The organism is Methylocystis sp. H4A (genome assembly GCF_015709545.1).
Taxonomy (GTDB): Bacteria; Pseudomonadota; Alphaproteobacteria; order Rhizobiales; family Beijerinckiaceae; genus Methylocystis; species Methylocystis silviterrae.
On record NZ_JADNQY010000011.1, the window covers coordinates 43,167 to 55,221 of the forward strand.

Below are 12,055 nucleotides of genomic sequence, written 5' to 3' on the forward strand. Positions count from 1 at the left end.
CGCTTATTCGCTTGAACGGATGCGCTCGATCGTCGCTTTCAGCAGACTGATCGCCTCGTCCTTATTGGCTTTCAGGAGGTCGACGTCGACGCGCAGACCCTCACGCTCCTCGTGAATGGCCTCCGTCTTGGACGGCGTCTTTTTGCCAATCGCCTTATATGTGCGGATCGGGCCGCTGACGCCCTTCACATGCAGCGGAGATTGTTCTTCGACTTCGATCGCGTCGCTCACTAGCGTCATCGTCTCATGAGAGATGAGGATCGCGCCTGGCGCGGCCGACTGCTCAAGTCGAGCGGCCACATTCACCTGATGACCGACGATGGTGTAATCCATCCGCTCCTGGCTGCCGAAATCGCCGACGGTGCAGTAACCCGTGTTGACGCCGATGCGGATCTGGAACCTCTGGTCCAAGCCTTGTTCGCGCCATCGGCGCTCCAATTGTCGGGTCATCGCCTGCATGTCGAGCGCCATGAGAATGCACGCCACGGCGTCTTCCTTGACGCCGCGCGTCTCCGGGTCGCCAAAAAAGATCATGACTGCGTCGCCGATATATTTGTCGATGGTGGCGCCATAGGCCAGCGCGAGGTTCGCCATCTCATTGAGGAAATCGTTGAGCATGCGCGTGATGTCTTCGGATTCCAGCCGCTCGGCCATTTCGCTGAAGCCGACGACATCGGAAAAGAAGATGGTCAGTTTCTTCCGCTTCGCTGAAATGGACGCGACAGTTTTGTTCTTGAAAAGCGTGCCATAGAGCTGGGGCGAAAGATATTTCGAGAGGCGCGCCGACAGTCTCTCGAGTTCCGTATTTCTCTCTTGGAGCGCCTGGGTTCGTTGCGTCACGAGCGCGTCGAGCGTCCGCTCGCGATCGAGAAAGTCGAGCGCCATTTTCTTGAAGACGCGCGCCAATTGTCCCACTTCGTCGGTGCGCTCCTCGACATCCGACAATTCGCCGGCCGAAAACGCTCTGCGCTCGACATTGTGCGCGGCCTTGGTGATCGCCACGACAGGGGCCGTCTGTTTTCGCGCGATCCAGACCGCCATGCCGCCGCCGAGCAGGGTTGCGGCCAAAGCGATCCCGAGCGCCGTTTCGATCTGCGATGCGAGAACGCTGTTCAGTCGCGCCGTCGGCATTCTGATCAAAGCGGCGCCGATCGCGCCGCCGCCGTCTTCCGCATCGATCGGGGAGATGACGCTGAGCTTGCCGGCGCCATTCACCGACCGTGGCTTGCCGCTTGCGATAACGGACCGGACAGGCGCCAGCTCCTCGTCCGTCAGCCGATCGCGGCCATTGTTGAGCCGTGCAGCCTTGGGACTGGCGATCAGCTTCGAATCCTTATTGAAAACGAAGATCGCGTCGATTTCGCCGCTGCCCAGAAGGTTGTCGATGGCGCGCGGAAGGCCGATCTGCTCGTCAACTTTCTCAAGAATGCGCGCATTGTAGCCGACCTGCACGATCCGCGGCTTGTCTATGCCGCGCACGCCGACATATTTGTATCGCTCATTGTCGATCTCCCGCTTCCTGGCGTCCTGGACGACCTTGTCCGTCTTGCCGCTCAATAGGTTCCAAAATTCATGCGCCTGGGGCTGCGCCTCGGCGGACGCGCTGAATTGGAAATCCGCGTTGTTGTCGCGGTGAATGTAGGCGTAGCCCTTTTCGTCGGTCACCCAGAACTCGTCGAGAACGGTTTTCTCGGTGATTGCGCTGAGCCGGTTCTTGATCTCGGCCGACGTCATGCCAGCCTTTTCCGCGGCGTCGACAAACTGCGCCAGAAGCTCGGCCGAGACGATCATGTGCTGCGAAAGCATCTGCTCGACTTCGAGCGGAAGTTCACGCGCGAGGCTTGCGCTTCGCGCCAGAAGCCGCGCGACGCTTTCGCCTTCAACTTCGGCTTCGGCGAGCATGGCGCGGTAGTTGGACCAGGAGAGCAGTATCGAGGACATCAGCGTCGCGCCGACGCTGAGCGCAGCGACCAATGCAACCAGGCGCGAAGCAAAGCTAAGTTGAATAAAGCGCATAATCTGCTCGCGTTTCGGATCATTACCTTGAAAGCATAGCAAATTTTCTCGGCTGCCGGCCGCGCATACGCCCAACGCGCCCAAGGCAGCGGTGCGCAGCCTGGGGACTCTCAAACGGAGCCGTCCTCGAAGGCTCTGTCCGTCGGCTGCTCCAGGCGAGTTTTCCTGTCATTTGCCTTCGTCCTGAATAATGCTATGAGCACGCGCCAACCCCTGACGGCGCAGGCCGTCAAATTTCCATCCCGCGGCTGACGCGTTTGCATCGCCGCTCAGAGGAGTTGGCGCCAATGGCCATATCGCCCGTCACGTTGACCGAAGCATTGACCTTCGACGACGTGTTGCTGCGGCCCGGCCATTCGCGGGTGATGCCTTCCGCCGTCGATGTCACGACCCGGCTGACGCGCGAGATCACGCTCAATCTGCCGATCGTTTCGGCCGCGATGGACACCGTCACCGAGGCGCGTCTCGCGATCGCCATGGCGCAGGCGGGCGGCATCGGCGTCATCCACCAGAACCTGTCGCCCGCCGCGCAAGCCGCCGAGGTGCGCAAGGTCAAGCGCTACGAAAGCGGCATGGTGATCGACCCGATCACCATTTTCCCCGACGAAACCCTCGCCGATGCGCTCGCTCTGATGGCGGGCCACGGCATTTCGGGAATTCCGGTCGTCGAGCGCGCCAGCGACGGCGGCAGGGGCAAGCTCGTGGGCATTCTCACCAATCGCGACGTGCGCTTCGCCCAGGACCGCAGCCAATCCGTGGCCGAGCTGATGACGAAAAAGCTCATCACGGTTCAAGAAGGCGTGGGGCAGGCGGAGGCGCAGAGGCTGCTTCACGAGCATCGCATCGAGAAACTACTCGTCGTCGACGAGGATTACCGCTGCGTCGGCCTCGTCACCGTCAAGGACATCGAGAAGGCGACGCTGCATCCCTACGCCTGCAAGGATCACGAGGGGCGGCTGCGCGTCGCCGCCGCCTCGACCGTCGGCGACCACGGCTTCGAGCGCGCGCTTCAGCTCATCGACGCCGGCGTCGACTGCGTGGTGATCGACACCGCGCATGGTCATTCGCAGTCGGTGATCGACCAAGTGACGCGGGTCAAGAAGGCGTCGAACAAGGTCTCGATCATCGCCGGCAACATCGCCACCGCCGAAGCGGCCAAGGCGCTGATCGGCGCCGGCGCCGACGCGATCAAAGTCGGCATCGGCCCCGGCTCGATCTGCACGACGCGCATCGTTGCGGGCGTCGGCGTGCCGCAGCTCACCGCGATCATGGAGGCCGCGGACGAAGCGCGCAAAGCCGACGTGCCGGTGATCGGCGACGGCGGCGTCAAATATTCCGGCGACCTCGCCAAGGCGATCGCGGCAGGCGCCGACGTCGTCATGATCGGCTCGCTGTTCGCTGGAACCGAGGAGTCGCCCGGCGAGGTGTTTTTGTATCAGGGCCGCTCGTTCAAGGCCTATCGCGGCATGGGTTCAGTGGGCGCGATGACCGCAGGGTCGGCGACCCGCTATTTCCAGGGCGACGTGAAGGAACAGCTCAAACTTGTTCCAGAGGGCATCGAAGGACAGGTGCCCTATCGTGGCCCGATCGCGCCGATTCTCTACCAGCTCGCGGGCGGCCTGCGCGCGGCGATGGGCTATGTGGGCGCGCCGACGGTCAAGGAGTTCCAGGAGCGTGCGCAGTTCGTGCGCATCACCAACGCCGGATTGCGCGAGAGCCATGTGCATGACGTCGCGATCACCCGTGAGAGCCCGAACTATCCGACGGGCGTCTGAGACTCTGGGCAAAAAAATGGGGCCGCGCAACGGCCCCTAAGAGATGGGAGAAAAGTCGAGGAGGAAACATCCTGGTAAAAGTATCACTGAGAAGTGAGCGCCAGATAAGCGAACAATGAGAGCATTTGCGCTCGTCTAACTCCTTGCGCCTCTCACTGTTCATAAAAAAACTACGACCAAAATCGCTTCTCCGCGTCATTCGAATTGATGATGACGGCGTTTTTTTTGAAGCGTGGCTCAAGTATTCGCCGAGAGCAGGTTCCGAAAAAGTTGAAGACTTTTTGGATGAGAACCTGCTCCAATATTTTGATTTTCGAGCGCTTCCTTCCCGAGCACATGGGTCCATGTGATCGGGAAGGAAGCGCTCTGATGGCGCGCCCTCAAGCTGACGTAGGGTAAGCAGAGGGCCTCGCGAAGGCCCTCCAAATTTAAGCTCAAAACGGCTGCTGAAAGAGTCGGACTCAAAAGCCAGGCTGAAAATTGAGCGCGTAGTATCGAACCCCGAGTTACTGAAGCGTCCGCGGCAATTTCGTCCGCCCCCCCGACGTTCGAGAAAACGTTAAGACGAAAGAAAGGGGCCGGCATCATCCAAACGGATGAGGCCGGCCCCTCAATTGCTTGAAATCAAATGTATACGCTTATTCGCCCTTTGGCGGGTTGAGCGGGACGAGTCCACCCAGGAGCGCGACCACTTCCGCCTGGCGGTTGCATCCGGTTTTCTCCATCACGCCGCGCAGATGCGTGCGCACGGTGTTGCGCGACACGGACTGCTCGGTGGCGATTTCCTCAAGCGTCTTGCCCGTGACAAGTCCACGCGCGACGCGCCGCCTCGGCCGGCGTGAGGTCATAGAGCGACTGAACCAATTCGATCGCCGGCGCCTGCGGCGAACCGACCGGGGTCATCACCAGAACCGCCGCGCAACGGACGAAAATGTCGCGCGCCGCACCGCGGATGGGCACCAAATTAGCGATCATCGGGCTTTCGTCTTCGCCAGCGCGGGCGGCAAAGGATTTCGGCGCGCCGACGAGATCGTCGTCGAGCGAAGCCATCGCCTGACGCAGCAGCCCGTCGGCGGAGGCGTCGACGAGCGACACGCGGTCATGGGCGCGCCAGCGGACGTATTTGTTCAGCGCATTGCTCGGGTCATTGGCGGAAATGACGCGTCCGTCCTCGTCAAGCACGAGCGCCGGAAGGCCGATGAGCGCGAAGGTTTCGCCGGCGACGCGGGCGCGCTCGAGTTGCAGACGCGTGGCGAGGAAGGCGGCGCGGGCAAGGTGCGGCCGCAATTCGTCGAGCTTGCGGATGATGGACGGTTCGACCGGTCCGCGGTTATGCGAGCGTTCGAGGCAAATGATGCCAGTGTCGCCCGTGGGCAGCGAGATCGCCGTCGCCGCGCTGAACCCCAGCCCGCGAGGCCGCAGGAAGTCGCTATAGTTGGTGTCGCGCTCAAGCTCCTCCGCCGTATAGACGTCGTCGTCGGTGAGGAATCCCGGATGGCGGCGACTGAACAGCCTGCCGCCGCGCGTGCAGTTGCTCAGCCAGTCGCCGCGCATGAAGTTCTCGACATGTTCGCAGATCGCCGGAGACGCCGTCCAGCGGGAGACTTTTTCACGCGCCGCGAAAAGCACGCCGCCCTGCGCCTCGGCAAGATGTGAAAGTTCGTCGAGCACGTCGGGCCACATGTCCGGCGCGAAGGAGCATTCGTAAATACGATCGATGAGTTCCTGAACCATATTCAATATCTCTAGTTGGCGGTCGCGTTAAAGGCGCGTGCGCTTTGAAATAAACCGTATGCAAACGTGCAGCCGGCCGGATGGTTCCAACCGGCCGCGAATTTGATCAGTGCTTGCCGGCGTCGATGGCGACTCCTTTGCGCTCCTTATGAATATAAGCGACGAGCGCCGTCATCTTCGGGTCGTCGGCCGGAAGCGCGGCCCCCTGCAGCGGGTTTCTGATGCACCAGTTCACCATTTCGAACAGCTGCGCGACCTTGCCAAGCTGCTTTTGGAATTTTGGATAAGTCTCCGGATGGGTGTTGGCGGCGTTGGGATGGCACTGCGCGCAGGCCACGCCGTTCGTGCCGACGGCTCCGCTGGTCCAAAGCTCGCGGCCTTTCTTCGCAACGGAATCAAATTCGCCCTGCCAGCGATCGACGTCCGTCGTCGTAAATTCGTCGGCGAGCGTTGCCGGCGAAAGCAGCACAGCGCTTAAAACAAGCGCAATCGTGTAGCGGCGCATCGTCATTCTCCTCGGCCTAGTAATGCAGCTGCGGCGCCTTACGGACGATCGCCTCTTGATATCGCTTGTCGACGGGCTTCCCGAGCTTTGGATCGTAGCCGACGACGCGCTCCTGGTTGTCCCACAGCTGATAGCGCGCGGTGACGCGGCCGGAGTTGACGTCGATCATCTGCCAGCCTGTGGCGTCGCGTTCGAAGAAGGGGTCAGCGCGGTTCATCGGAACCGTCAGCACAGGAACATGCGCGCCGGCTTGCGCATAGGTGTCGGGATATGGCCAGGGCCAGGACGTCGCCATCACCGCATTGAAGGCGATGTTGCCGATCTGATTGTACTGAATCTGGTGCACATGGCCGTAGATCACATTGACGGTCTTGAACGGCTGCAACAGCTCCTGCACCTGCTCGGCGTCGTCGGTCCAGAAATTCCAGCCCTTGTAGATCTTCTGCAGCGGCGAATGCGAGAAGACGATGAGCGGCGTGTCCTTGGACACTTTGCTGAGATCATCCTTGAGCCAGGCGCGCTGCTTTTCGCCGACCATGAACGGCGAACCGTTGGGATTGTCGAGGCCGGCCATCTCGAGCATGCGCTGCTCGGCCGTCGGCCACCGATGAAACGTCCATTCATCCGTCGTGAGAATCGAATTCAACACGACGAAATGGACGCCCTTGTGATCGAAGCTGTACCACTGCGGACCATAGAGCTTTGACCAATACTCGCCGAGGTCGAGATAATAGTCATGCTCGCCCATGACGCAGTGGAGCTTGCCCTTCACATGCGAAAGCATCTCGCCGCCGTGGTCGAGCTCCTCCTTCTTGCCGAGCTGCGCGAGATCGCCGCCGAACATGACGAAATCTGCTTCAGGGAGGATGAGATTGGCCTCGGCGACGGCGCGCTTCAAGCCCATGTCCCAGTTGCGCACGAAGCTCGCGCCCTTGATCTGCTGAATGTGCGAATCGGAAATATAAGTGAAGCTGAAATCCTCGCGCGTTCCGCCGAAGGCGAGGCGCACCATGGAGATCGGCAGGGTCGTGAGCGTTCCGGCGGCGGCGCCGGCGGCGATCACGCTGCGTCGGGTGATCAGTCTGGTCATTTCTATCCTCCCTCGCGGCTTCGCGCTTTCGTGGCGACGCCGCTTGTTTTCTCCTGCGCTTTTCTCGCTGTTACTTTGTCTGCGCCGTCACATAGGCAGGACTCGTCAGCGTCTCCAGGAAGGCGACGAGGTCGTCGATCTGCTGATCCTTCAAATCCAGCGGCCGAATGCCGCCGGAGAGATAGGGGTTGACCGGCGCCGGATCGCCGGGGCTCTTCCCGCCCTCGTTGTAATGCTTGACCACGTCTTTGAGCGTTTTGAGCGAACCGTCATGCATATAAGGCGCGGTCATTGCGATATTGCGCAGCGTCGTGGTTTTGAAGGCGCCGATTTCGTCGAAGGAATTTGTGACGGCGAAGCGGCCGAGTTCAGAGACCTTCGGATCGGCGAGCACCGTCTTGTCGACGGAGGCGCCCGCGGCTTTCGCCTTGAGGAATTCGGCGGCGAGGCGCGGCACGTCGTTTTGGATACGGTTGATGCCGACGCCGATATTGTGGAACCGATTGTCGGTGAAGAGCGCCTGCGTCTGTTCGATGGCGTGGCAGGAGATGCAGCGTCCCTGGCCGACATAAAGGTCGAAGCCGCGCTTGGCCTGATCGCTGATGGCGTTGCGGTCGCCGCCGAAATACCATTTGTCGAAAGGCGAATCGCCCGAGATGACCGTGCGCTCGAAACTCGCGATCGCCTTCTGCACGTCATCCATCGTCACATCGCGACCGCTCTTGCCGAACGCCTTCTTGAAGCCCTCTACATAGGCGGGATCTTCGCGAACGATCTTGAGCACCGGCTCGTGATCGGGCAGCCCCATTTCGACGGGGTTTACCATTGGGTGCTGCGACTGATCCTCCAGCGAAATCGAGCGCCCGTCCCAGAACTGCGAGGTGTAATAGGCCGCGTTGATAACCGACGGGGCGTTGCGCGTGCCGGTCAGCTTATGGTGACCCTCGGAAACCCGCAGCGGACTGTCCGTGAAAGCTTTTTTGTCGTTGTGACAGGTCGAGCAGCTCACCGTGCCGTCGATCGAGAAGCGCGCGTCATGGAACAGCTTGTCGCCGAGCGCGATCTTTTCCGGCGACTGCGGATTGTCCGCCGGGACGGGGACTTTTGGCAGGCCGAGCGGCTCAGCCATCGCCCAGCCGCCGGCGGCGAGCAGCGCCGCAAGCGGAAGCGCAACAAGCGCCGTCTCAACGGATTTGCGAAACTTAGGAACGCGCGCCATGAGCTCCTCCGCGACCGCTCGGCTTCTCGCCGGCTTTTGTTTTCACGTTAAGTTTGCTCTGCTTTTAGCGGCAGGGCAAGTCATGGCTGTGACGCTCGGCGCCGCCGTCAAAGAACTCGCCGGACGAATTTCCATTGTGGCGAGTAATGATTGTGCATTGCATTAGAGTGGCGCAATAAACTGCACGATCTCCTGCTTGGCTTGTGCTTGGCGTTCCGTTCGGGCGCTACGGTCTTCAGGTCGTGTTCATGCTACACTGGACTGTTTTTAAAGAGGTCACTCCCCAGGCGCCCTTCCGCCGCCAGCGTGGCTGTGGTAGCTGACGTCCGCAGAGAGGCCTTCCTCGCGGCGCGAAACAGCGCCTCCGCAAAATCAACTGCAGGAGTAAGGGATGTATTTGACCAGGTTCGCCGCGCTCGCAGCGATTCTGCTGGCGCCGGCCATGGCCGTCGCGGGCGATTTGCGCGCCGACGCCAACGCGGTCTTCAAGCCGATCGACGCCGCGAGCGTCGCGAGCGTCGTCAAGAATAACGAGATCACGCCGGCAAAGATCGACCTCGGCAGCAAGCTTTTTTTCGATCCGCGGCTCTCGAAGAGTCAGATCATCAGCTGCAACAGCTGTCACAATCTCGGAACTGGCGGCGTTGACGCCGGCCCGACGTCGATCGGCCATGGCTGGGCGAAAGGACCGCGCCGCGCGCCGACAGTTCTCAACGCCGTATTCAACGTCGCGCAATTTTGGGACGGGCGCGCCGTCGACCTTAAGGCGCAAGCGAAAGGCCCGGTTCAGGCCGACGTCGAAATGAACAACACGCCGGCGCAGGTCGAAAAGATGCTGAATAGCATGCCGGCCTATGTCGCGGAGTTCAAGGCCGCCTTTCCGGCCGACCCGAAACCCGTCAGCTTCGACAACTTGGCGAAGGCCATCGAGGCTTTTGAGGCGACGCTGACGACGCCGAATGCGCCATTCGACAAGTTCCTGAAGGGCGACGTCAACGCGCTCAATGACGTTGAGAAAAAAGGCCTGCGTCTTTTCATCGACAAGGGCTGCGCCGCTTGTCACGGCGGCGTCAACATTGGCGGCAACGGCTATTTCCCCTTCGGCGTCGCTCAAAAGCCGAGCGTCGAAATCATGCCCGTCGCCGACAAGGGCCGCTCCAAGGTCACCCATGACGTAGCGGACGACTTCGTCTTCCGCTCTGCGCCGCTGCGCAACGTGGCGTTGCGCGCGCCTTACTTCCACACCGGCTCGGTCTGGACGCTGGAAGAGGCGGTCGACCTGATGGCCAAAGACCAGCTCGGCGAAAATCTCTCCGATCCGGACATCAAGGCGATCGTCGCATTCCTTGGGACTCTGAATGGCGACCAGCCCAAGGCGGTCTATCCGGTGCTGCCGCCACGCACCAAGGACACGCCGCTTCCGCAGTAAGCGGGCTTGAGCGAAGGGCCCGTTAAAATGAAAAGAAGACGGCGCCGTCACAAATGGTGCGGCGTCGCCAATTAAATTCTCCGCGCGGCGCAGCGCCGCGCGGAGAACGCCTGTCAATGAAAGCCGTAGGACGATTCGTAATTTCGCTCGCCATTTGTGCGACCGCGACCTGCGCACGCGCCGCGGCGCAGGAACAAGAAAATCCTTTCGCGCGAATTGGCCACGTCGTTGTCATTTTCACCGAGAATCGCAGCTTCGATCATGTGTTCGGGCTGTTTCCCGGCGCCGAGGGCGTCAACTCGGCGCAGCACCCGCCACAAGTGGATTTTGATGGACGGCCGCTGACCGCGCTGCCGCGTCCGCGCGCCGACGATCGCTTTCCGCGCCGCCTGCCGAATGCGCCGTTTCGCCTCGAGCCCTTCGTCGACATCGATGGACGCACCATGGACCCGGTCCATGATTTCTATCTCGAGCAGGAGCAGATCGACGGCGGTAAAATGGACCGCTTCGTCGAAGCGTCGAACGCTGGCGCGCTCGTCATGGGCTATTACGACGGTTCAGAGCTCAAGCAGTGGGCGCTCGCCAAGGAATTCACGCTCGCCGACCATTTCTTCCATGCGGCGTTCGGCGGCTCGATGCTCAACCATTTCTTCCTGATCTGCGGTTGCGCGCCGGTCTTCGACAATCCGGTGGAGGCGACCAGAAGGAAATTTCTGCCAAAGCTCGCGGCGATCAGGGATTCGCAGGGCGCCGAACTCACGATTCGCGAGCGCGAAGAGGATTCGCCGCGAAGCGTGCTTGACGGTCCGCCGCGGCATAAACGGTTTGGCCGATTGACGATGGACTTGGAGGCGATCGGCACGCTGCAGCCAGGGAACGCCATTTCCAAACATGACAAGACGGAAGCGCAGGAGCGGCTTCCGCCGGCGCACGCGCCGACGATTGGCGACCGGCTGACGGACAAGAACGTCACTTGGGCTTGGTACGCCGGCGGGTGGCGCGATGTCAGCGAAGGCCGCCTCAAGCCGTACGAGGACAAGCCGGACGCCTTTCAATCCCACCATCAGCCATTCGCTTATTTCGCCAATTACGCCGAAGGTCGAGAAGGCCGCCTCCACCTCAAGGACGCCGACGAGTTCTTCCGGGCGATCGACAAGGGCGAACTGCCTCAGGTCAGCTTCTACAAGCCGCTGGGCGTCTTCAACGGGCACCCGGACTATTCCGATCTCGCGGCCGCCGACGCCCATGTCGGAGACGTCGTCGCGCGGCTGCGCAAGAGCCCGAACTGGGCCGACATGCTGATCGTCGTCACGGCCGACGAAAATGGCGGGTTCTGGGATCACGTCGCGCCGCCGCGCCGCGATCGGTTCGGCCCGGGAGCCCGCGTGCCGACGCTTATCATCTCACCCTTCGCCAAGAAGGGCTTCGTCGACAAGACCGTTTATGACACGCTCTCGGTGTTGCGCACGATCGAGCTCCGTTTCGGCGTTGCGCCGCTTTCGGAGCGCGACGCGAGGGCGACGGATCTGCGCAATGCCCTGGTCGCGCCATGAGTTCCGGTCGATTTCCGCCAGGGGGTCTGTCCAACTGGCGAGGAGGCCGCCACAAACAGCCACGGTAATGCCAAAAAATCGCTGCGGATGGCGCCATGCTGCTTAAGCAGCTGATAAAAAGCGATATTACTCATCGGACCACAGGCGCGTTCGTAATCCTACCCAACCCATAAGAGTGGTTATGACACTATCCACTAGGGTTGCATTAGCTATTCGATAGATTGTTTTCCTCTATACTAACGGGTATTGTGATTATTGGGGGTTATTGGAATGTTGCGGCACGCTGAGCTGGGTCTACGGTCTGCTCTTTCAAGGGGGCGGATTGGGGATTTTGGCTTAGGCGGCGACGTCGGTTTTCGTCCGATAACAACAAGCAGCCGGGTTCCGGGTTTTGGATGATGTGCTCGCCTATGGGCGGGGATTTTTTCTGAATGTTCGGGAAGGCTGCGGCAGACAAGGGCGGTTTTGCGTGTTTTTGAAGAAGACGCGCTTTCGCTTTGCTTTACGAAACGAGGACGAAGCGGCTCCGTTGTGGGAGGCGGAGCGATACCGGTCACGCGCAATTCCCTGGGAGCACATTGGAGGAGAAGGGTATGAGCTCAACGACTGACACAGCAGCCCGCGCTGCTGCTGGCACGGAAGCTGTAGTAGACCTGAAGGGCATGTGGATCGGCTTGGCCGTTCTGAACGGGTTCTATCTGGTCGTTCGCATTTACGAGCAGATTTATGGCTGG

The 12,055-nt window shown here is 61.0% G+C and carries 11 protein-coding genes; 5 read left to right on the forward strand and 6 right to left on the reverse strand.

The features are described 5' to 3' along the window. Nucleotides 1–3 precede the first annotated feature (3 nt). A complete protein-coding gene (locus IYW40_RS01310) occupies nt 4–1,941 on the reverse strand; it encodes an adenylate/guanylate cyclase domain-containing protein (protein ID WP_246720574.1) in 1,938 nt (645 codons plus the stop codon). 362 nt (nt 1,942–2,303) lie between these two features. Here IYW40_RS01310 and guaB point away from each other — a divergent pair, with 362 nt between their 5' ends. Then, on the forward strand, nt 2,304–3,791 hold the full coding sequence (gene guaB / locus IYW40_RS01315) for an IMP dehydrogenase (RefSeq protein WP_196399113.1): 1,488 nt from the start codon (nt 2,304–2,306) through the stop codon (nt 3,789–3,791). A 638-nt stretch (nt 3,792–4,429) separates the two neighbouring features. On the opposite strand, the gene IYW40_RS21530 is transcribed toward guaB, so the two are convergent. The 5 genes from IYW40_RS21530 to IYW40_RS01335 form a co-directional block, all read right to left on the reverse strand. After that, nucleotides 4,430–4,639 (reverse strand): helix-turn-helix transcriptional regulator, encoded by a 210-nt coding sequence (locus IYW40_RS21530; protein ID WP_246720575.1) that lies wholly within the window; start codon nt 4,637–4,639, stop codon nt 4,430–4,432. Beyond that, entirely contained in the window at nt 4,578–5,525 is a 948-nt protein-coding gene (locus IYW40_RS01320) for a helix-turn-helix transcriptional regulator (protein WP_246720576.1), read from the reverse strand. Before IYW40_RS01320 ends, IYW40_RS21530 begins: the two co-directional genes overlap by 62 nt. Nucleotides 5,526–5,631: 106 nt before the next feature. After that, nucleotides 5,632–6,030, reverse strand: coding sequence for a cytochrome C (locus tag IYW40_RS01325; protein WP_175095081.1), 399 nt, complete (start codon nt 6,028–6,030; stop codon nt 5,632–5,634). A 16-nt stretch (nt 6,031–6,046) separates the two neighbouring features. Further along, nucleotides 6,047–7,120 (reverse strand): metallophosphoesterase family protein, encoded by a 1,074-nt coding sequence (locus IYW40_RS01330; protein WP_196399114.1) that lies wholly within the window; start codon nt 7,118–7,120, stop codon nt 6,047–6,049. A 70-nt stretch (nt 7,121–7,190) separates the two neighbouring features. Beyond that, nucleotides 7,191–8,339 carry a cytochrome c peroxidase gene (locus IYW40_RS01335; RefSeq protein ID WP_196399115.1) on the reverse strand — a complete coding sequence of 383 codons (1,149 nt, stop codon included), beginning with the start codon at nt 8,337–8,339 and terminating at the stop codon, nt 7,191–7,193. Here IYW40_RS01335 and IYW40_RS01340 point away from each other — a divergent pair. From IYW40_RS01340 to IYW40_RS21535, 4 genes are all read left to right on the forward strand, one after another. Beyond that, nucleotides 8,338–8,505, forward strand: coding sequence for a hypothetical protein (locus IYW40_RS01340; RefSeq protein ID WP_196399116.1), 168 nt, complete (start codon nt 8,338–8,340; stop codon nt 8,503–8,505). The genes IYW40_RS01335 and IYW40_RS01340 overlap by 2 nt on opposite strands. Nucleotides 8,506–8,730: 225 nt before the next feature. Beyond that, nucleotides 8,731–9,768 (forward strand): cytochrome-c peroxidase, encoded by a 1,038-nt coding sequence (locus IYW40_RS01345; RefSeq protein ID WP_196399117.1) that lies wholly within the window; start codon nt 8,731–8,733, stop codon nt 9,766–9,768. Between the two features lie 116 nt (nt 9,769–9,884). Then, nucleotides 9,885–11,321: an acid phosphatase gene (gene acpA, locus IYW40_RS01350; RefSeq protein WP_196399118.1), complete on the forward strand. Its 1,437-nt coding sequence runs from the start codon at nt 9,885–9,887 to the stop codon at nt 11,319–11,321. A gap of 593 nt (nt 11,322–11,914) precedes the next feature. Then, the coding region (locus tag IYW40_RS21535) for a methane monooxygenase/ammonia monooxygenase subunit C (RefSeq protein ID WP_281432853.1) at nt 11,915–12,055 on the forward strand (141 nt) is incomplete at its 3' end.